At 41.2% G+C, this 21541-nt stretch carries 14 protein-coding genes; 11 read left to right on the top strand and 3 right to left on the bottom strand.

Annotation, left to right across the window (positions count from 1 at the left end):
- Window positions 1–246: 246 nt before the first annotated feature.
- From AS141_RS21530 to AS141_RS21500, 7 genes are all read left to right on the top strand, one after another.
- Entirely contained in the window at window positions 247–1683 is a 1437-nt protein-coding gene (locus AS141_RS21530; RefSeq protein ID WP_057939779.1) for a hypothetical protein, read from the top strand.
- An 83-nt stretch (window positions 1684–1766) separates the two neighbouring features.
- Window positions 1767–3056: a hypothetical protein gene (locus AS141_RS21525; protein ID WP_057939778.1), complete on the top strand. Its 1290-nt coding sequence runs from the start codon at window positions 1767–1769 to the stop codon at window positions 3054–3056.
- A gap of 414 nt (window positions 3057–3470) precedes the next feature.
- Complete coding sequence (locus AS141_RS21520; protein ID WP_057939777.1) at window positions 3471–5834, top strand: ABC transporter permease; 2364 nt, start codon at window positions 3471–3473, stop codon at window positions 5832–5834.
- A gap of 255 nt (window positions 5835–6089) precedes the next feature.
- Window positions 6090–7304 (top strand): exo-beta-N-acetylmuramidase NamZ family protein, encoded by a 1215-nt coding sequence (locus AS141_RS21515; protein ID WP_057939776.1) that lies wholly within the window; start codon window positions 6090–6092, stop codon window positions 7302–7304.
- Between the two features lie 150 nt (window positions 7305–7454).
- On the top strand, window positions 7455–9875 hold the full coding sequence (locus AS141_RS21510) for an ABC transporter permease (protein ID WP_057939775.1): 2421 nt from the start codon (window positions 7455–7457) through the stop codon (window positions 9873–9875).
- Between the two features lie 394 nt (window positions 9876–10269).
- Window positions 10270–12630 carry an ABC transporter permease gene (locus AS141_RS21505; protein ID WP_057939774.1) on the top strand — a complete coding sequence of 787 codons (2361 nt, stop codon included), beginning with the start codon at window positions 10270–10272 and terminating at the stop codon, window positions 12628–12630.
- A gap of 158 nt (window positions 12631–12788) precedes the next feature.
- Window positions 12789–15215: an ABC transporter permease gene (locus AS141_RS21500; protein WP_057939773.1), complete on the top strand. Its 2427-nt coding sequence runs from the start codon at window positions 12789–12791 to the stop codon at window positions 15213–15215.
- Between the two features lie 162 nt (window positions 15216–15377).
- Here AS141_RS21500 and AS141_RS21495 read toward each other — a convergent pair whose 3' ends face one another.
- Window positions 15378–15956 carry a hypothetical protein gene (locus tag AS141_RS21495; protein ID WP_057939772.1) on the bottom strand — a complete coding sequence of 193 codons (579 nt, stop codon included), beginning with the start codon at window positions 15954–15956 and terminating at the stop codon, window positions 15378–15380.
- A gap of 424 nt (window positions 15957–16380) precedes the next feature.
- On the opposite strand from AS141_RS21495, the gene AS141_RS21490 reads away from it, so the two are divergent.
- The 3 genes from AS141_RS21490 (at window position 16381) to AS141_RS21480 (ending at window position 18768) form a co-directional block, all read left to right on the top strand.
- The gene (locus AS141_RS21490; RefSeq protein ID WP_057939771.1) at window positions 16381–16947 is read left to right on the top strand and encodes a Crp/Fnr family transcriptional regulator; all 567 of its coding nucleotides are present in this window, start codon (window positions 16381–16383) and stop codon (window positions 16945–16947) included.
- Window positions 16948–17051: 104 nt separating this feature from the next.
- Entirely contained in the window at window positions 17052–18050 is a 999-nt protein-coding gene (locus AS141_RS21485) for an aldo/keto reductase (protein WP_057939770.1), read from the top strand.
- Between the two features lie 175 nt (window positions 18051–18225).
- Window positions 18226–18768 (top strand): Crp/Fnr family transcriptional regulator, encoded by a 543-nt coding sequence (locus AS141_RS21480; protein WP_232424981.1) that lies wholly within the window; start codon window positions 18226–18228, stop codon window positions 18766–18768.
- A gap of 160 nt (window positions 18769–18928) precedes the next feature.
- Here the strand turns inward: AS141_RS21480 and AS141_RS21475 are convergent, their stop codons facing one another.
- Complete coding sequence (locus AS141_RS21475; protein WP_057939768.1) at window positions 18929–19579, bottom strand: flavin reductase family protein; 651 nt, start codon at window positions 19577–19579, stop codon at window positions 18929–18931.
- A 399-nt stretch (window positions 19580–19978) separates the two neighbouring features.
- Complete coding sequence (locus AS141_RS21470) at window positions 19979–20338, bottom strand: winged helix-turn-helix transcriptional regulator (protein WP_057939767.1); 360 nt, start codon at window positions 20336–20338, stop codon at window positions 19979–19981.
- 138 nt (window positions 20339–20476) lie between these two features.
- Between AS141_RS21470 and AS141_RS21465 the strand changes: the two genes are divergently transcribed.
- Window positions 20477–21364 carry an NAD(P)-binding domain-containing protein gene (locus AS141_RS21465; protein WP_057939766.1) on the top strand — a complete coding sequence of 296 codons (888 nt, stop codon included), beginning with the start codon at window positions 20477–20479 and terminating at the stop codon, window positions 21362–21364.
- Window positions 21365–21541 lie beyond the last annotated feature (177 nt).

Here is a 21541-nt window from a genome sequence, read left to right as displayed (position 1 = left end):
TGCTCTTTGCACTACAAAGTTCCCAGATATACAGAATCCAATAACTCCCTTTTTTTATCCAGGGCTTTTCTTAGCTGAAGGCGATCCAGATATGCCATTGAGTGGAAGTTGTATGTAACACAAAAATTGTAAAACATTAATCTTTTGTTTGACAAATACTGTCAAATTCCCGTGATTGACTATAGCTTGAGTGGTATCTGAAACCTTTATTCCGTAAAGTTGCTGAAACGAATCAACCGCTCTGTCATGGCTGAAACTTCATTCAAAAAACTCCTTCTAAAGATAAAAGCAGATGAATTCAGGGAATTTATTCTCCACCAGGCAATCCAAGATCCTGACTTTGAAACAGAGGTACGTGTCTATTTTGCCTCAAAAGATGCAGGCATTGATCAAGTGAAGATGTACAGATCCTTGGTTGAATCCATTATTGAAAAAAACTCAGATCGCGGATATATAAACTATAGAAGTGCCTATGCAGTGTCTTCTCAAATCGATTCGTTGACAGGAAATGGTTATTTATTTGCGCATAAGGGTGATTTCAGAGGAGCTTTTAAGGTAGCCAAAGCCTTACTACTGCCTACAACAGAGATCATTCAGGAATGTGACGATTCTAGCGGTAGTATTGGTGGAAGTATTTCCTATATCATTAGCCTCATTGAAAGTGTAGCAGAGGAAGATTTGGTTTCCGGTGGTGTCCATGAAGAACTATTCCAATTCCTGAAGAACGAACTCCGAAACAGTCTGTATTTTGACTATGGTGATTTTGGAGATGACCTGTTCTCCATTTTTCATTCCTTGGCCATACGGCTGGGCAAGAATGAGGAGTATCCTCAGTTTGTGGGAGAATTAATTTCAATACAGAGAGGGGGCTTTAGCAAGGAAAGGGGTGCACATTTTAAGACTATGCTGATTGATTTTTTTCAGAAAGTTGGACAGCACGATAAAGCGGACAGGCTAATTTCGGAAAACATGGATATCGTGGCGGTACGGAAAGCTGAGCTGATGAAGCAGCTGGCCCAAAAGGAATACAAATCAGCCAAGAATCTAATTGAAGAGGGAATCAGTATAGCAAAGGCCAAAGGAAATCTAGGAACAGTCATAGACTGGCAAAAAGACTTGTTGCATATTGCTACACTGGAAAGGGATACGACTTCTGTAAGGCAGGTCAGCAAAAACCTGGCTTTTGATCGGGGTCTGGACAGGACGTATTATTTGCAGTGGAAATCTACTTATACCGATGAAGAGTGGAAACCGCTAATTGAGGAATTTATTTCAGAGCGGACAGCACAAGTGCTAGCTGAGCAAAACAGGTTGTCCAGAAATTTATGGAGCACAAATGATGCACTTCTCATGGAGCTTGGGCCTATTTATATCGAGGAGAACATGTGGGATAGACTGCTTACGCTGGTGCAAAATGCAAGGAGTCTAAGGTCAGTGTTGGAGTATCATCCTCACCTGTATGGACATTTCCCGGATGCGATGATGGATATGTACATACCCTTGTTCTTAAAAAAGGGGGAGCTGGCCAATGATCGATCTGCTTATGCCGAACTGGCGAGATTAATGAAGAAAGTCATGAAGGATATCCCTTCCGGGTCAGCCAGGATCAAAGCTATTGCGCAACAACTCAGAGAAAAATTCCCCCGACGACCGGCCATGCTGGATGAGCTCAGTAAACTTTAACCAAGATTTTGCAGAGCCTGTTTAAAGTAGAATTTTATAATTGACAAAATTCAAAATTACCAGAATCCCTCATACGATAGCTTATGCCTGAATTTGATTTTACCACCTTTGTAAAAAATCTACCCCAAGAAAAACTAGTAGAATTAGTTCTAAAGTTTGCCCCGAACAGTTTTAGGGAAGAAGTGAGCAATCAACACCTTGATGTTGATAAGGCAAGGACAGCCTTTGATCGCATAGCCAAAGATATAAAGGGCCTGTTTGATGACAGAAATTTATTATACGAGCCTTATGAATTTGAAGCCAGTCTGGAAGGTTTATCCGAAAGGCTCTCAGGTTTATGGGATCGGTTTCCTGTAGAAACGGGAAAATTATTTCTTTTTTGCATCCAGAAAATCGAGGAAGTCCAGGATGACGGCATGCTTTATCGCGATTATCCTGAGGAATATTTTGAAGGTGATACTTTTTTAGCAGTGATTCAGAGATATATCCTTATCCTGCCGTTTGGGCAAAAAATAGAATTTGTAGAAAAAGTTGAAAAGGAATTGGAATCCTCTGGTTATTCAACATTTTCCAATTTTGGGAACGAGCTTCATCTGATCTATAAGGATTCGGAAAAGCCATTGATGAAGGAGGTGTTTCTCAAGTCCCTTAGCAGGGAAGATAAACCTAATCATGCACACTATTACAGGTTCCTGAGGGATATACTGAACCTTGAGGAAAGGGCATATATCCTGGAGAAAATCTATCATTCGGATAAAAGTCTCTGCCTAGAATTGGTGGACACCTTGGTACAACTCCAAAAACCTGAAACAGCCATCCAATATCTTGAAGCTTTGAGGGATGCAAATTCCAATCCTTGGGTATTTACTGAAGACCTTTTTCTAAAGTTGGTTTATTTAAAAAACGCTGGAGGCAAGCCTATTTTTGAGGATTTGATTTCAGGTTTGAAGACTTATAAAACCAATACCCTACTGGGTAGGGTAATCGAATTTTACCCGGACAAAAGAATAGAGTTTGAGGAAATTGGCAAATCGGCGAGTCACCATTTTTACCTGAAATATTTGATAGAAAAGGATAGGATTGACGAGGCACATCAACTTGTTCTGGCTAGTAATACATTGGATGATCAATCTATTTTACATTTTTTCAAAAAGTATTGCGAAAAATATCCTGGTGATGCCACCGCGTATTTCATCAAACTGATCGATAAGGAACTGCCCTACACAGGGGATCACCACTATGAATCAATTGTCAATTTACTACAGTCTATTTTTAAAGTAAACCCAATAAAAGCTGTTGAAATAGCCAACAGTATAAAAAAGGATTACAAAAGGAGAAGGAATTTGATGGCGATGCTTGATGGAGTATTTTAATAGTTAACGTACCAATACTAGCTAAAGTGAAGAATTGATTGACTACGCCGGGCGGGGTTCCGGAGCTTAAAAGCGGAAGCCAGAATTTTAAAATAAGAAAGTAAAAATAATAAACACAGGAGGTGGATTTAAGATTTCTCACATCTGATTTTGTTTTTTCGTCCGAAAGCGACCAAAAACCAATAAAGTCGGACAAAGGGATTCAGGTAAATCCACATATACGTTCACTAAAGGCCTTTTTTATCCTTTTGGCATTGGCTATGCAACTAGTTGCTGTCCAGATGCATCTATTTAATTAGATCTAGCATTAGAATTAGAACAAAAAATTGAGAACACCAACCAAGGATCAAATAGATATGAAAGGTTGTCTCTAATTTTTCAATTTTCCATATTTCAATCTTCCAATCCGAAGCCATGATCAAGAACTACTTTAAAATTGCATTAAGAGGTTTTGCAAAGCATAAACTCACCTTTTTCATTAATCTGTTCGGGTTGTCACTCGGGCTTTGGGCAGCAATTCTGATCGGACTTTGGGTGAGTTCGGAGATGAACGTCAATAAGGACTTGCCTCAGGTAGAGCGGGTCTATCAGATGATGGAGCATCAATCCTATGGGGCGGATATTTTCACGACCAATTCTACGCCAGGTGTCCTGGCTGAAAGCATGAAGGAAACCTTGGCGGATGTGGAATATGCCGCCACCTATACCTGGATGCAGAATTTGCTGTTTATTCAGGAGGATAAGCGTATCAAGCTGGAAGGCTTGTATGCTATGCCTGATTTGCTGAAAATCTACGACTATGGAGTGGTGGAGGGAGATCTCAATTCCATGCTCACTGAAAGTAACCATGTGGTTTTGACAGAAAGCGGGGCGATTTCGCTTTTTGGAAGAACCGATGTAGTGGGTGAGGATGTAGAAATCAAAGGTGGGACAGATTCCAAAGACTTCATCGTTCAGGGTGTGGTGAAGGACTTTCCGACTAGTTCTTCGATGCAATTCGACTTTGTGCTTCCCTATTCTGTCTTTTTTGAGGAAAATGACTGGCTGGAGGAATGGGGGAACAATGGTCCAAGAACTGTCATACGACTACGGGATGGGGTAGACGGAGAGAAGTTTTCTGCAAGCATGGAGGATTATATCAAGGATAGAAACGAAGATTCAAACGTTCGTCTGTTCGCTTACCCATATGCAGATTATTACCTACATGGCAGTTGGAAAGATGGTCAAAAAGTAGAAGGTAGAATCAAAAATGTGAAGCTTTTTGCCATGATCGGCCTATTTGTGCTGATTATTGCCTGTATCAACTTTATGAATCTCAGCACTGCCAAATCCCAGAAAAGAGCCAAGGAAGTGGGCGTAAGGAAAGTGGCAGGGGCTGATAAGAGTTCGCTGGTCATGCAGTTTATGTCTGAGTCTTTATTGATCACGTTTTTCTCAGCGATTTTCGCGGTGCTCCTAGTGGAGGCTACTTTACCCATATTCAATAACCTGACAGGTAAAGAAATGTATGTGCCTTATGGGACTGGGGCTTTTTGGCTGCAACTCATTTCAATTATTCTTTTTACAGGGATTGTAGCGGGAAGCTATCCTGCATTTTATCTGTCAGCTACCAAGGTTGTTTCGGTATTTCGGTCCTTTACCAAAGCAAGTAAAGGGGTGGTGATTGCCAGAAAAGGATTGGTGTTATTCCAGTTTATTCTAGCAACTATTCTGATTGTTTCCACTTTGGTCGTGTATCAGCAGATTAGTTTTGCGATGAACCAGGATTTGGGCTATTCCAAGGATCAACTGATTCAGATTCCTTTGGAAGGAAAGCTTTTAGAAAGTTTTGATGTCTTTAAAGCTGAACTGGAAAAGAATGAAAATATAGAATCCGTCAGCAGATCCTCCTTTGGTTTTTTGGGGAGAAACTCCAATTCGGGAGGAGTTTCCTGGGAAGGAAAAGACCCTGAAAATGCAGCCCTTTTTGAAATCATCCGTGTCGATTATGATTTTCTGAAAACGTCTGGCTTGGAGTTGATGAAAGGGAGGGATTTTGATCGAATAAATGGGGCTGATTCTACCTCGGGAGCCATATTAAATCAGGCTGCCTATGAGCTGATGCAAAAAGACCACGAAGGATCTGAGTTTTTCAGGTTGTGGGAAGAAGAAAGAGCTATTACCGGAGTAGTAAAAGATTTCCATTTCGAAAGCTTCAGACAAAATGTGGCTCCGGCTATTTTGCTGTTAGATCCAGCCAATACCTGGCAAGGGTATGTAAAAGTGAATACTGACCAAATCCAAGAGACGATTGCTTACTTGGAAAATGTTGCTACCAACCTCAATCCTGAATTCCCTTTTGAATACAGCTTTATGGATGAAAATTATGCGCGTCTATATCAGGAAGATGTGCGCCTCAGAGACTTGGCGCAATACTTCAGCATTTTGACCATCATCATTTCCTGTTTGGGTCTGTTAGGCTTATCAGCCCATATCGCAGAGCAAAAGACAAAGGAAATCGGGATCCGAAAAGTGTTGGGAGCTTCCACCTTATCTATTCTTCAGGTAATCAATAGGGAATTTATCCTCATTGTATTCCTGTCGATTGTCATCGGCTCGGGGCTGGCATTCTGGGTGATGCAGGACTGGCTGAATGGCTACCAATACAAGATCAGTTTTGAGTGGTGGTTTATACCCTTAGCCGCTGCCACGATCATGGGAGTTGCTCTTCTGACGGTGACCATTCAATCGTTGAAAGCTGCCAATTCCAATCCTGTGAAGGCAATTAAAAGTGAATGAGGTGATTTCGGATTTGGGATTTCGTTTACCGTCATTGCGGGACAAGGAACGAGGCGTGGCAATCTGGTTGTAGAAGGGTTTTTCGTATGGGCAAAAAATCTTTTGCCCAAGATAGGATTGGTCACCTCGGTCTGTCTCACAAACCGAAATAATAGTGGTCTTTGAAGACACAGACCAAGGCAGAATAATCGGGATTGCTTCGTTCCTCGCAATGATGTATTTTTAAAAAACCTGAAACTTACTTTCCCAATAAAGATGAAATCCACTTTACTTTTGACGCTAAGCATGCTTCTTTGCTTTTGCACTACAAAACTTGCTGCAAACCAAACTGAAGAACCTGTACAAGAAATTAAAACAGGGGCAGAGCAAACTGATTTGTACCTGCATTTAATTGAAGGAAAAAGGGTCGCTATTCTGGCCAATCAAACCTCTATCATTGGCAAAACGCATCTGGTGGATAGCCTGCAAAAATTGGGAATCAACATAGTAAAAGTCTTTGGGCCGGAACATGGTTTTAGGGGAAATGCCAGTGCAGGTGCCAAGATAAGTGATGCAATAGATGAGCAGACAGGCATCCCAATCATATCGCTTTATGGCAAGAAGAATAAGCCGAGTGCAGCCGATCTGGCGGATGTGGATATTTTGATCTATGATCTTCAGGATGTTGGCGTGAGGTTTTATACCAATATCAATGCCTTGGCTCGTTTGATGGAGGCTTGCGAAGCAAACAGCAAACCCTTGTTGATCCTGGACAGACCAAACCCCAATGGCTATTTAATCGACGGTCCGGTGCTGGATATGAAGTACAAATCGGGTATTGGTATGTTCCCGATTCCGATGTCTCACGGGCTTACAGTAGGAGAGTTTGCGATGATGGCAAATGGAGAGGGCTGGCTGACAAATCAGGTAAAGGCAGACATCCAAGTAATTCCAGTAGCGAATTATGCACACGATATGCCCTATGTTTTGCCTGTTGCCCCATCGCCAAATCTGAATACCCCACAGTCGGTGCTGCTTTACCCAAGTTTGTGCATGTTTGAGGGTGTCTACATAAACCATGGCAGGGGAACCTATTTTCCATTTACGGTATTAGGCAGCCCAGCTTATAAGGGTATTTATGATTTCAGCTTTAAGCCAACAGGTATAAAAGGAATGGCCGAAACACCTATTTTCATGGACGAAGTATGCTATGGAATTGATTTGCGTGAATACGACACCGAGCTATTGAGAAAGAGCGGGCAGATTAATTTTGAGTGGATACGCGAACTCTACAAAGCCAGCCCGGAAAAGGAGAAGTTTTTTGAGTCTAAGTTTAGCAACCAGATGAACAATATAGAAATCCAAATTGGGCGAGGAGATTTCAGACAGCAAATCATCGATGATGTCCCTATGGAAGTTATTAGAGCTGGCTGGGAACCTGAGCTTTCTGCGTATAAGGAAATGCGTTTGAAGTATTTGCTTTATCCTTAAGAGGCCTTCAATGGTCGTTTGCAATGTATTATAATACCTTGTGCGTAAAGATCAAAGGTATTACTTAATTGGAATTCGAATTAAACCAATTATCAAATCTGCCAAAGCGGGCAATTAATTGAACTATTTCAATTTTTAAATCAGTGAAAAATGTGGAAGAACTATTTAAAAATTGCAATAAGAAACCTCAAGAAAAATAAGGTTTACTCCAGTATCAATGTGTTGGGGTTGACGTTAGGATTTCTGAGCTGCATATTGATTATGCTCCATGTAAAAGATGAACTGTCTTATGATAAGTTTATCCCGGATCATGAAAATATCTACCGCGTGGCACTGCAGCGGGTCTATCCTGATCATGTGAGTTTCTATGCAATCATTCCACATAGCTATTCAGAAACTTTCCAAAAGGAAGTAAAAGGCGTGGAAGCTGCTACCCGTCTGTTTTATTATGGTACTGGCAATATAGTGTCTTACGAGGAGGAATTGTTTGAGGAGGATTTTTTAGCTGCTGCTGATTCTAATTTCTTTGAAGTATTCGATTTTGAACTGGTTAAGGGAAATCAGAAAACAGCGTTGACAGAACCGAATACAGTGGTGATTTCTGAATCTGTGGCCGATAGGATTTTCAAAGGAGGTACAGCAATTGGAAAAACGATCAAGCAGGGGCAGGGTGAATATGAGGTCACTGCAGTGATGAGAGATCTTCAGGAGAATACGCATATGATGGTAGATTATCTATTTTCTACTGCTTCCCATCCCTTCGTAAATCAGGCTAATTATACTTCTTTCTCAGCATATACTTACCTGAAATTAGATCCAAATGTGAGTCCTGACGCAGTGGAGGCAGAGATCCCAGAATTAGTAGACAAATATGCTTCAGGAGAAATAGAGCGGAATTTGGGAGTAAGCTATGCTGATTATACCGCTACCGGAAATGGCTATCATTATTTCCTTCAGCCTCTGGCTGATATTCATCTTCATTCCAATCTGGAAGCTGAAATGCGGGCAAATGGGAATTATCTATATGTCTATATTTTTATTTCCATTGCAATTTTTATCCTAGTCTTGGCTTGTATTAATTTCATCAATCTGGCGACAGCTAGATCGGCAGACAGGGCAAAAGAAGTGGGCGTTAGAAAAGCGATGGGCTCCGGCAGGGGCCAAATCATTACCCAGTTTCTAATGGAGGCTATATTGCTGACTTTCACTAGTCTGCTGTTGGGGATTATTTTGGTGAGTTTAGCAGTTCCTTATTTCAATAATCTGGCACAAAAGGACTTGGTATTTGACTTTCAGGCGATGATCACTTCTATCCCACTGTTGCTGGTTTTTGGACTGCTGGTAGGGCTTTTGGCGGGAAATTATCCAGCTTTCCGTGTTTCAAGATTCAATACCATAAGCATTCTCAAAGGGAAATTGCAAACCGGTAAGGGCAATTGGCTGCGCAATGGACTGGTAGTATTTCAATTTGGAATTGCGATAGTATTGATTTCAGGGACTTTGATTATCAATGACCAACTCCACTTTCTTCAATCCACCAGTCTTGGTTTTGACAAAGAGAATGTGCTTGTCCTTCGGAGGTTTGGGAGACAGGCAAATCATGATGCGCTGAAGCAAGAGATAGAAAATTTACCAGGGGTAATTTCCACTGGAAAGACGAGTACTGTGCCCGGTCAAGGAACATTCGGCGTGCAGTTTACCAAGCCAGGAGGAGGGGATGTGTTGACTACCAAGGGGTTTGCCGCCGACGCAGGTTTATTCCCAACAATCGGGCTGAATCCAAAGATGGGGCGGGTTTTTGATGAAGCCTTTAATGATTCACTTTCTTTAATTTTAAATGAGGCAGCGGTGAAAGTGTTTTTTGGAAATGAAAATCCGCTGGGCCAGTATCTCACCACTACCAATGCCATTGGCGGGGAAAATGTAACTACGAAGCTTACTGTGATAGGAGTAGTTGAGGATTTTAATTTCGAATCATTGCACAGCAAGGTGACACCTTTAGCTATTTTCAACACCAAAAACCCAGCTGGTTTCACCAATTTTTTGGCGATCAGATATGCATCGGACCGACAGGGTGAAGTGGTGCAATCATTGGCAGAAAAATGGGCAGCACAGGCTGATGGAGTTCCTTTATCGTATTACTTTTTGGATAATAGTATGGCGGAGTTATACAAAAATGAGCAAACTTCAAGCAAGATTTTGGGGGTGTTTTCCATGCTTGCGATCTTGATTGCATGTATTGGGTTGTTTGGGCTGGCTTCCTATACTGCTTTTTTGAGAACCAAGGAAATCGGTGTCCGTAAAGTTCTGGGAGCATCAGTAGGAAGTATCGTCCTGCTTTTGTCCATCAATTTTGCCAAGCTGGTTGGAACCGCATTTCTCTTGGCTACACCAATTGCCTGGTTTGCGATGGACGGTTGGCTGGATTCCTTTGCATTCAAAATTGAGCTTGGTGTGTCAGTGTTTTTAATTGCGGGAGTCTTTACTCTTGTCATCGCATTGATTACGGTGAGCTATCAGGCGATAGTTGCTGCTATTGTGAATCCTGTGAAGAGTCTGAAAAGTGAATAGACACCTGAGCCTTTTGGAAGAGTTTGGGGAAATCTAACATGATTTGCTGGGGTAGTATAGCTGTAGAAACTAACTGAAACTTTTCCAAAGAAGGAAGATGCTACAACCCTTGTTGAAAAACCCAACCCTTTGTGGTTTCGAAAACCTTAAGTATTGACCGCAGTCGGACAAAAATGTTCGGAAGTTATTCCGTGATTAAACTTTTTACAGCTTTGGGAATTGTTTTGCGCCTTTCTTTATGGCATAAAAGTGGAATTAAAGGGTCCGGAAGACAAGAGCCGGCTAACAACGACAACCTGATAACACGAAACTGACAACAAGCGAAATTGAATGTTGAATGATGAACACTGAATGATGAAGTGCTAGAATTAAGAACAACCTAGAATTATCTACCATGTGGAAAAACTACCTTAAAATCGCCTGGAGAAATATCACCAGAAGTAAGGGATATGCATTTATCAATATAGCCGGACTGGGAATCGGTATGGCTGCCTCGATATTGATTCTTATTTGGGTACAATTCGAGATGTCTGTTGACCGCTTTCACGAGAATTCGGATCGAGTCTATGCGAACTGGAGAAACGCTGAAATGCAAGGTGAGGTGTTCACCTGGGATTATACCCCTGCACCCTACGCACCTGCTATGAAAGAGCAGTTTCCGGAGGTGGAAGAGGTAGCGAGAATCACAGAATGGGGTGAGCAACTCTTAACGGTAGGAGAAAATAATTTTTACGAAGAAACCACTTTTACCGATCCGGGCTTTTTTAAGATGTTTAGTTTCGAAGCATTGGAAGGTGATCCTGTAGCTTCATTGACAGAGCCGGGAAATATTGTGTTGACAGAGTCTGTGGCAAAAAAGCTATTTGGGGTTGCTCCGGCTATGGGTAAAACCGTCACAGTGGAAAAGCAAATGGACTTTGAAGTCAAGGCCATTATTAAAGATTTGCCTAAAAACACAGACTTCCCTTTTACGGCATTTTTACCTTTTGAGAAGCTGAAAGTATTGGGCTGGGTGGGTGACTCCTGGGGGAATAATTCTCACCGCACTTTTACTATGTTAACTAAAGGGACAGACCTTGCTTCATTTAATGAAAAGTTTATAGACTTCACGGCGAAAAATTCAGAAATGGATGAAGTTTCTGATTTCCTTTTTCCAATTAGGAACCTGCATCTGTATTCGAAGTTTGAAAATGGGAAGTCTGTTGGTGGCAAAATTGAAATGATCTGGATGTTTGGGATAGTTTCCATTATAGTCTTGCTCATCGCTGCCATCAATTTCGTGAATCTGAGTACTGCTCAAAGTGATAGGCGATCTAAAGAAGTGGGAATTAGAAAGATCTCAGGAGCCGGCAAAGGAATGCTGGTAGGACAGTTCTTGGCTGAATCTGTGCTAATCGCTCTTGCGGCTTATTTATTAGCCCTTTTCGTTGTTTCGGTATCTTTTTCAGGATTTAAAGATCTGGTAGGACAGGAATTGGAGAGTCCATTTACCCAGCCTTTTTTCTGGGGAATTTCTATGGTTTATGTCTTTGTGACAGGAATATTGGCTGGAAGCTATCCTGCATTTTTATTAAGTTCCTATAAACCGACTGTGGTTTTCAAGTCCAAAATGAATTCAAAAAGAAGTTTTGGATTGAAGCCCCGGGAAGTCTTGGTTGTGTTTCAATTTGCGGTGGTAGTCATTTTGATTTCAAGTGTATGGATTGTGCAAGACCAGATGACATTTGTCCAAAATAGAGACTTGGGGATTACTAAAGAGAATCTGATTTTTCATACGGTAACTCAAAATATGAGAGAGAATAAAGCTGCACTCCGAAATGAATTGCTTGCACTTCCTGAAGTGGCCGAAGTGAGTTATACTTTTTCTCCCTTGACGAATATCCATTCTGATACAGATGGGATGGAATGGCAGGGTAAAGACCCTGAGTTCAGGCCAATAATTAGTCGAATGGGAACTGATGCCAACTTGGTGAAAACGGCAGGAATGGAGCTGATTGCAGGTAGGGATATCGATGTTTATACCTATCCAGGTGATAGTCTTTCGGCAGTAGTCAATGAAAAAGCTGCGAAAATTATGGGTTTTGAAGATCCTATAGGTCAGGTAATTAAGGACGATTCATATGAGTTTACCATAGTGGGGGTAGTCAAGGATTTTATTATGGAATCACCTTTTGATGAGGTAATTCCTATTATGGTGATGGGACCAAAACGGAACCTGAACTTCATTCATATTCGATTTTCGGAGGGTGGAGACTATAGAAATTCTTTGGCCAATGTAGAGACGGTTTTTGATAAGTTTAATCCCGATTCACCTTTTGAGTATAAGTTTGTGGATCAGGAGCATGCCCGTAAATTCAGTTCTCAAGAGCGAACAGCTAAGCTGACCTCGCTCTTCACAGGTTTGGCTGTAATAATATCCTGTATGGGACTTTTCGGTTTGGCTACTTTCATCGCTGAACGAAGAAAAAAGGAAATCTCTGTACGCAAAGTCATGGGGGCTTCTGTGACCAGCGTGGTAGGCTTGATCTCTTCAGAATTTACCAAATTGGTATTCATTTCTGTGATCATCGCCATCCCTGCAACTTGGTATTTCATGAATGACTGGCTTGAGACATTTGCCTATAGGACCAGCATAAACTGGACTGTGTTCTTATGGACTGGTGGAATTACACTTTTGATTGCACTGTTGACTGTGAGCTCTCAGGCGATCAAAGCAGCGTTGGTAAATCCTGCCGAGACACTGAAAAGCGAGTAAGGGTATTTATGATTTCGGATATACGATTGGTGATTTAGGTTATTGCGAACGACAGAGGGATAAGAAACCTGTTTGTTATTTCGAAAAATAGTACTAGCTCTCTACCAATGACGGATAAAACGAATCTTTCAATCTTTCAAATCTTTCAATAGCAAACCATGTGGAAAAACTACCTTAAAATCGGATGGAGAGTTCTGAAGAAGAACAGACTTTACACAGTTCTCAATGTATTAGGGTTGACGATGGGGATTTCGGGTTTTTTGATGGTTTTGCTCTTCATTCAGGATGAGGTAAATTACGACCGCTTTTATCCAGATGCTGAATCGGTTTTTCGGATTACATCGCACTGGGGAGATTATAGTACAGCTAGCTATGCCACCGCGCCGCCATCCCTTGGGCCGAGGATTCAAGCAGATATTCCTGAGGTAGAAGCAGTCACTAGACTGTTGAAATGGAATGATTTCACCATACAGCCAGGCTCAGGCCAAAACAAGGATCAGGTTTTTAGGGAGGAAAAAGTCTATTATGCGGAACCTAGCTTTTTTGATGTCTTTGACCTCAAGGTGATGGCAGGAAATAAAGAGAAAGCCTTGGCAGATTCCAAGAATGTTGTGATCACCGAGAGCTTGGGACACAAATACTTTGGTGATGAGTCGCCTGATGAGATGGTGGGAAAGAGCCTGATGATAGGAAGTAATAACCCAGACCTAAAGCAGATTTCAGCGGTTGTGGAAGATATTCCTGCTCAATCGCATTTTCATTTTGATATGCTGGTATATGAGCCTGGAATGAATGCTGAGATTTTTGAGATGGAAAGCTGGTCATGGGCAATACTTTATACCTATGCAAAGTTCCCATCGGATAAGCTGGATGTGGTCGCCGGGAAACTGGATCAAATCGTAACCAACTACGCCATTCCTATGCTGGAGGGTGGAGACGAAAATTCGGGTTACAACCTGAAAGTCATGCCCGTGAAGGACATTCATCTTCATTCACATTTGCTCCGCGAGCACGAGGCAAATGGCTACCAGAGTTACATTTACATTTTCTCCTTAGTGGCGGCATTTGTGCTGCTTTTGGCCTGTATTAATTTTATGAATTTGGCTACTGCCAAAGCTGGACTTCGCTCTATGGAAGTGGGGGTACGTAAAGTAATGGGATCACGGAAGTCCCAACTCATCTATCAGTTTCTCACCGAAGCTTGCCTATTGGTGCTGATCAGTGTATCCATTTCATTGGTAGTCGTATCTCTCAGTAATGGGGCCTTCAATCAACTAACCGGTAAAAACTTACAGTTCAATCTCTACACAAATGAAATGATCCTGTGGATATGTCCGGCTTTGGTGGTAATCCTGACGCTGTTGTCAGGTTTTTACCCTGCATTCTATCTTTCTTCTTTTAAGCCGCTTCAGATCATCAGAAGGCAATTATCTGTTGGGAAAAACAGTCACAGTTTCCGCAATGGACTGGTGGTATTTCAGTTTGCTACTTCACTTACGCTGATTATCTGTACACTGCTGGTTCAACGTCAGATGAGTTTTATCCAAAATTCTGATCCAGGCTATGATCGGGATCAATTGGTGATCATTCATAATGACGGGGAAATCCAAAATTCACAAAGAGAGGATTTCAAAGGGCATTTTGTGTCCAGCTCGAATGTACAGGCACTGAGCTTTTCTACGGGAATTCCCATGTCAGGCCAGTTCCAGATGCGTTCTTTCAACGTCCCTACAAACGATCTGGAACAGGGAATGAATTGGTATGAAGCGGATGCTTCCTATCTGGAGACCTATCAGTTCAAGCTTCTGAAGGGACGCAACTTTGGAGAAACATCAGGTGCGGACAAAAACAAAATTGTAATCAACGAAATGGCTGCAAAGCAACTTGGTATTTTGGATGATCCCATCGGTCAGTTGGTAATGAAAAACGAAGGGGAGAATGACGAAGCCACGCTTGAAGTCGTGGGGATGGTAGAAGATTTTAATTTTGAATCTTTTCGGAATGAGATTAAACCGCTCGTGATAGAATACATGCACGATTACTTCCTTAGAGACTACATTTCTGTAAAGATTCAGGGTGGAAACATCGAGGCAGGAGTGGATGAGTTGGAGTTGGCCTGGAAGCAATTTGAACCACGTGTGCCGATGAATTACAGTTTCTTGGATGAGGATTTCGGAAGAGTCTATCAGTCTGAAATGAAAATGGCGAACCTGCTTCAGGTGTTGACGGGAATTTCGATTATCATTGCTTGTTTGGGCTTATTTGGATTGACGGCTTATACCACTGAGTTGAGAAACAAGGAGATTGGTATAAGAAAGGTGTTTGGAGCGACTTTGCCTGAGATTTTCCTGATGCTTTCTGCTTCCTATTTCAAATTGATCTTGATTTCCATGCTGATCGCAGTGCCACTGGCGCTGCTATTTATGAAGCGATGGCTTGAGGAATTTGCCTACAGAACAGGAATTGAGATTTGGGTGGTTTTGCTTGCAACACTGGCCTGCTTCGGATTGGCTTTGGCTACGATTTTCTTCCAAACCTATAAGAGCGTCCGTGCAAATCCCGTGAAAACATTGAAGAGCGAGTAAAAAGTGATCAATTATAAGTTTACAGTTACAGTAAGATAGAAAAAGAAGCAGGAGTCAAGATTCATGAGACAGAATCATAGAGCTCTTTATGTATTCTTTGGTTATTTTATAACGTGATTTGATCCTATTTTAAGATGAGATTGAGAAAGTTAGGACACCAATTCATCTTATCCAGCCCGGGATGAAATCCTGATATTCCCATTCCCCATTTTTCTTTAAGAAAATTGCTCCATTACCTTCTCCGTAACCTCCTAAACCATTGGCATAGAAATCGTATTGCAGATAAACAGCAGAGGAGTCAGCATTGAATATGGGAAGAAAAAAAGAGTACCATGAATTCGGATCCCTATTTTTAACCCCTAGTTTGACTATGTCCAAAGTGCTTAGTTTATATTTTTTAGCGATCTTCTTAGAATTCAATAGTTGATGCTTAATATGAGCTATAGAAGCAGAATCATGAAAAAATGTATTCAATTCAACTGAATTGATAAAATCAAATTCATTTTTCGAGCTAGTATAGTAGGGTGGAGGAACAGCGTATCCATCTTCGATATTTTCTTGCTCATAATATTCGTAGGCCAATAAATTGTTATTAATTGTTCCGGATTGGTTAAGCGAATCACGTACTATAAATTTTCCTATTAGTTCTGAAATCAATTTTGAATCTTCTTCATTTGAAAGATACTTGCCGTGACTGCAAGAATAAATAAAGAAACAGGAAAGGAAGCAAAATCTGTACATGGGGCAAAATTAAATTGAAACTCTCAAATCCAGTGGCCGAGCGCCCACCTCCGAAGGGCAGCAAGCCGAAACCAATTAACCTACTGGCAAAGAAGCGTATTTCATATTATAATTCCTTATACATTAAAAAATGTCTGAATCAACTCCGGACTTTGGTATTTTCTTTGGGAAAAACAATTTTAGAATATGCCTTTGAATTGTTCTAGTTTCTGATCCACTTGGGTATTCACTTAGAAGGCACGCATCACATTAGCCCACATAAATGTAACTGAGGCTACTTTGTTGTCCTCGACAGAAATGAAGTAAGCCAAGTAAATCAAAGAGAATGATTTCTGGCATCATTGAGGATAATCCTATATTTATAGGGTGTTCTACCCTAGTAATCCTGCTGTGTTTAACTTTGAAAATCCACTTCCACCATTTGATGAAAGAAATCTTAAGAGACCATATAGAAGAAATCATCCAGCTCACTGATGATGAGTTTACCTATATACTGTCACATTTCAGGCTAAAAACCTTTAAAAAACATCAAATAGTGGTGCATCAGGATGATTCGGTAAAGTATAATTTTTTTATCCTAAAAGGACTGATGAAATCAGCACGGATCACTTCTGAGGGAAAAGAGCACATCGTGCAATTCGCTATGGAAAATTGGTGGATTACCGATTTGGAAGCATTTCATCACGGTACCAATTCCAAGTTTACTATCGATTGCCTAGAGGAAACCACTACCTATGCGCTAACCTTGGAAAGCAAAATCAAACTATGCAGAGAACTCCCTAAAATGGAACACTTTTTCCACGTTAAAACCACCGCAGGGTACATTGCCCTGCAAAAGAGAGTTCTTTGCCTGATCAGCAGTAAAGCCCAAGACCGATACCATAATCTATTGGATCAATATCCGGGACTTATCCAGCGCCTTCCCAAAACGATGATTGCCTCATTTTTAGGCGTGAGCAGGGAAACCCTGAGCCGATTGGGCCTGAATTAGTGTGACAAACCGCACACCAAAACTGTGAGGAACATCCTGTCTTCCTCGGGTGGACTGATAGATCTTTGTATCATTAAGTATATCCAAAATGAAAAAAAGGAATCATGAAATTTAAAAATTTGGGAAACTCAGGGTTAAAAGTTCCTGTACTCAGCTTTGGCACCGCTACTTTTGGGGGTACCAATGAATTCTTTGGGAAATGGGGAAAAACGGATGTTAAAGGAGCTTCACGGCTTATAGATATTTCTTTAGAGCGTGGGGTCAATTTCTTTGATACGGCCAACGTTTATTCACAGGGCGATTCAGAGTCTGTCTTGGGAGAAGCACTGAAGGGCAGAAGACAAGATGCCATCATTTCCACCAAAGCCACATTTCAAGTGGGGGATGGTGTGAACGACAAAGGGTCATCCCGTTTCCACTTAACCAAGGCTTTGGAAGACAGTTTGACAAGGTTACAGACCGATTACGTCGATTTGTTTCTGATGCATGGGTTTGATAATACCACCCCTGTTGAGGAAACCTTGAGAACCCTTGACCGGATGGTTTCGAGCGGTAAAGTACGATACATAGGCTGTTCTAATTTGGCGGCCTGGCAACTGATGAAATCCCTTTCCATTTCTGAGAAATCAAATCTTGAAAAATACATCGTGTATCAGGGATATTACTCATTGATCGGGCGGGATTATGAACAGGAATTGATGCCCCTGTTGCAAGATCAAAACATGGGCCTAATGGTATGGAGTCCACTAGGTTGGGGGCGCTTAACCGGGAAAATCAGACGTAATAAACCCATGGAAGAAGGCAGGATAAAATCCGGCGGCGACTTGGGATCCCCTCCGGTTAATGATGGGCTTATTTTTGATGTAGTTGATGTACTTGAACGGATTGCGGTAAAAAACGACAGAAGTATTCCCCAGGTAGCTATTGCCTGGTTACTCCACAATCCCACCGTTTCCAACGTGATAGTAGGCGCGCGCAACGAAAAGCAATTGATAGACAATTTAGAAGCCGCAGACTTGACGTTGTCTGAAAAAGATTTGGAAGAACTCGATAGGGTATCAAAGCAACCAATGATCTACCCGCACTGGGTTGGAGAAAGGTAGCCTTGGGTTAAAATTGAGTAAACCTAATTTTGGTTTTATGCTCTAAATGGGCCGTTATTTATGCTATGGGCCACAGCAACGTTGAGTTCCATGTGGCCTATAGTTTATGTTAACATTGAATTTTATGGATTCTGGGAAAAAGTCTGCATTGTATCAATCTATTATAAACCATGTCTTGAAAAGGATCCATCTGACCAAGGAAGAGCAGGATTATTTCAGTTCTTTGCTCACCATCCGCTCTCTATTGCCTCGACAATACTTGGTCCAGCAAGGAGAGGTTTGCCAATACGAAAGTTTTGTATGCAAGGGCTTTTTGCGCTCCTTCTATATGGATGACAAAGGAAATGATCATACGCTCCATTTTGCCTTTGAAGACTGGTGGATCACCGATTCTATAAGTTTTCTTTTGCGGGAACCTGCCTCCAGGAATATAGTAGCCCTTGAGCCCTCAATTTTGCTTCAACTTGATAAAACAAGTCTCGATCAGTTATACCTGGATATTCCGGCTTTTGAAAGGTTCTGGCGGATTATGCATCAAAATGCCTGTATGGCGCAGGATCAACGCATACTGAATGCTATTTCTATGAACGGGGCAGATCGGTACAACGCCTTGATCCAAAAATATCCCACACTGGAACAGCACATGCCCCAAAAACACATCGCGTCCTATCTTGGCATTACTCCTGTTTTCCTAAGCAAGATAAGGAAAGGTAAATAGCCAGATTTTAAACTAGTTTAAGTAATTAAGTTAAATTTGATATAAATGGCTTGGAGGAGTTATCCGGAAATTTAAATTCAAAGAAATTCTATGCCATTTCAAAAGATAGCTTACTCAACCCCTGATTAACTTAACCTCCCATATTGGATTTTCAGTGTGATCAGGGATGAGCAGATTGTCGGTACAAGTGCTCAGGTATTTGTGCAAGCGCTGACGGATGAACCTGATTTCCTAGACCATAAAATTGCTGAAAACTCATTATTAATGGCCTCCATTTATCAGGGTCGACATGGTTGGGATCATCACCCATAAGGATGTTTTCCTCCAACCGTATTTTCAAAATTTTAAGTTCAATAGAAACTAGCCGGTTTTTTAAAGACACCTCATCTTCACCAATAGGATTAATTGCACTGACAATGGCTTCAAGTTGGACAGGGCATTCCTTTACACTGGGAATTGAAACAATGTCAGATTTCATTGGGGTGGCTCCAGCTATTTCAAACTTTTTTGGTTCGTAGCGATACCCTTTTTCTTGTTTTCTTTCTGGCACAGGGTCGCAACCTGTAAGCATTGCCAACCGGTTTACAATACCTGCTTCATTTACGGATGGCAAATTGATGACGCATTCTTTTTTTCTGTTCAGATTTTGAGCCGTTTTGGTATTGGCGCCAATTCCGATTATACACCGCCAGCCTAACCAAAAGGCTGAAGAAATTGGTGCAAGATTATACGTGCCGTTTTCATTTTCACTACTGAGCAGCACAACAGGAGTTCCAAAATATAGGATAGAAGGTTCGCTCGATTTATGCATCTGTTTATAAGGTTTTTGGTCAAGCAAAGATCAAGCTACTGCCTAGCTGTAAAAACCCGTTTCTTGCTGTATTTATAGCCAGTGCCTGAAGAAAATCCCCAAATTAATGTCATGGATTCCATAATGTGGGTTGATGTATGGGAATACAGGGTGGGGAAAATTCTATGATAAACACTCACTAGGTTTGACTCCTTCTTTTAAAGAGGGTAATTCAAGTGTTGGTAACGCCGAAAGTGTATAGTGTTAGTAATGTGAGCTTCACTATTTGCTGAGATTGTCTGACTCATAGATCGGGGGTGGGCTAATCTGGGAATGAAGGTAGTTGTGATTGAAGAAATTACTTAGCTCCGGAGATAAAGACAAACGCTATCAGGCAGGCGACCTGTGAATTTGTTTTTTCTATTCCTGGTGGATACTTAATAACTTTTCCTTAACTCTGTCAGAATGCTCCATTCCCCACTTGTCTATCTGACTTACAATCGGAAGTAAGCTTTTACCGAAAGGGGTAAGTTCATATTCGGATTTTTTGGGATACACATCTTCGGAACATTTATCTATTACCCCAAAGAAAAGTAATTCCGCAAGCTGAATTTCTATAACTCTTAAAGAGGAATTTGAGATACTTTTGTGAATTTCTACCGGACGGGTGATACCCCTGTTTATTGCTTCGATGATGCAGAGTTTCCACTTGCCTCCAAAAATTTTTAAAGCAACCCGGATACCGCAATCCAAATCCTCTTCAATTTTCCTTACGTACATAATTTCCTTTTCATAAGCTTAAAAATAATCAAAAAATGCAAGGGTTTGATGTGGATTTCAATACCGAATCTTTTTTCGGTTATTGATCACCCCTGGAGCTTAAGGGATATTTGTAGCAGAAATCAACAATTAATACGTATGACTACTACAGAAAAGACAAACAGAATATCCGTTATTGGATTAGGCCAAATGGGAAAAAAATTAGCACAGCTTTACCATGAAGCAGGTTATGAGGTAACCGTTTGGAATCGTTCTAAAAGCAGGATGACAGATTTAGAACATGTTAACAATGCAACAACTGCTTATGAGGCAATTAGTGCCGGGGAGCTTAGTGTTATTTGTGTCATTGATAATAATGCTGTCCTCGAGATAATCGAGGGACTGGATGATAAAAATATAATTGCCGGTAAAACCATTCTAAATCTAACTACTGGAAATCCCACTGAAGCGAGTGAGCTAGAGGCAATTATTTCAAGAAATGGAGGCAGTTATATCAATGGTGCATTACAAGTAGCCCCAGACCAGATGGGACGGGAAGATACAACTGTTTTATTATCCGGAAACCGGACAGCCTATGGGCAGAATAAATTTTTCTTGGATGTTCTTGGGGGTAATCTAAAATACCTGGGTGAAAAAGCCGCTGCGGCATCTGCAATGGATCTGGCTACATTGACATGGCTTTACGGTTCCTATATAGGGTTGATTTATGGGGTGAAGTTATCACAGCAGTATGGTTTGCAGTTGGAAGACTTCAGTACTATCGTGGGAGAGATAACACCGGGATTTACTGAGTTTTTCAAACATGAAATTGATGTTATCAATCGGGGCGATTTTACTATTTCTCAAAGCCCATTGCCAATTAGTGTAGCTGCTACCAGAAGAATAGCTGAAAGCTTCGAGGGGTTAGATGTCATACATGAATTCCCTAAAGCATTAGCGGGAATTTTGGAAGAAGCCGAGCAAAAAGGGCTTCACAAGCAAGAATTGGCTGCAATTATTAAAGTAATAGGCAGACAAATGGCATAATTGTAAAAAGGCGAATTTCTACAGCGAATGTCCAAAAAAACACATCCTATCTTGGCATTGCGTATGTTTTCCTAAGCGGAATTGGGAATGAAAATCAGTCAGATATTAAACTAGTTTAAGCAGTTAAGTTAAATTAGTTATACGTGGCTTGGGAGAGTTATTTGGAAATTTGAACTT

Origin of the sequence: Algoriphagus resistens (assembly GCF_001442615.1) — a bacterium.
GTDB lineage: Bacteria > Bacteroidota > Bacteroidia > Cytophagales > Cyclobacteriaceae > Algoriphagus > Algoriphagus resistens.
The sequence above is the reverse complement of the archived record's forward strand: the minus strand, read 5'-3'. Positions and strand labels throughout refer to the sequence as shown.

Coding starts and splice junctions, on each gene's coding strand:
- AS141_RS21530 (WP_057939779.1), top strand. CDS start 247: ATGGCTGAAACTTCATTCAAAAAACTCCTTCTAAAGATAAAAGCAGAT.
- AS141_RS21525 (WP_057939778.1), top strand. CDS start 1,767: ATGCCTGAATTTGATTTTACCACCTTTGTAAAAAATCTACCCCAAGAA.
- AS141_RS21520 (WP_057939777.1), top strand. CDS start 3,471: ATGATCAAGAACTACTTTAAAATTGCATTAAGAGGTTTTGCAAAGCAT.
- AS141_RS21515 (WP_057939776.1), top strand. CDS start 6,090: ATGAAATCCACTTTACTTTTGACGCTAAGCATGCTTCTTTGCTTTTGC.
- AS141_RS21510 (WP_057939775.1), top strand. CDS start 7,455: ATGTGGAAGAACTATTTAAAAATTGCAATAAGAAACCTCAAGAAAAAT.
- AS141_RS21505 (WP_057939774.1), top strand. CDS start 10,270: ATGTGGAAAAACTACCTTAAAATCGCCTGGAGAAATATCACCAGAAGT.
- AS141_RS21500 (WP_057939773.1), top strand. CDS start 12,789: ATGTGGAAAAACTACCTTAAAATCGGATGGAGAGTTCTGAAGAAGAAC.
- AS141_RS21495 (WP_057939772.1), bottom strand. CDS start 15,956: ATGTACAGATTTTGCTTCCTTTCCTGTTTCTTTATTTATTCTTGCAGT.
- AS141_RS21490 (WP_057939771.1), top strand. CDS start 16,381: ATGAAAGAAATCTTAAGAGACCATATAGAAGAAATCATCCAGCTCACT.
- AS141_RS21485 (WP_057939770.1), top strand. CDS start 17,052: ATGAAATTTAAAAATTTGGGAAACTCAGGGTTAAAAGTTCCTGTACTC.
- AS141_RS21475 (WP_057939768.1), bottom strand. CDS start 19,579: ATGCATAAATCGAGCGAACCTTCTATCCTATATTTTGGAACTCCTGTT.
- AS141_RS21470 (WP_057939767.1), bottom strand. CDS start 20,338: ATGTACGTAAGGAAAATTGAAGAGGATTTGGATTGCGGTATCCGGGTT.
- AS141_RS21465 (WP_057939766.1), top strand. CDS start 20,477: ATGACTACTACAGAAAAGACAAACAGAATATCCGTTATTGGATTAGGC.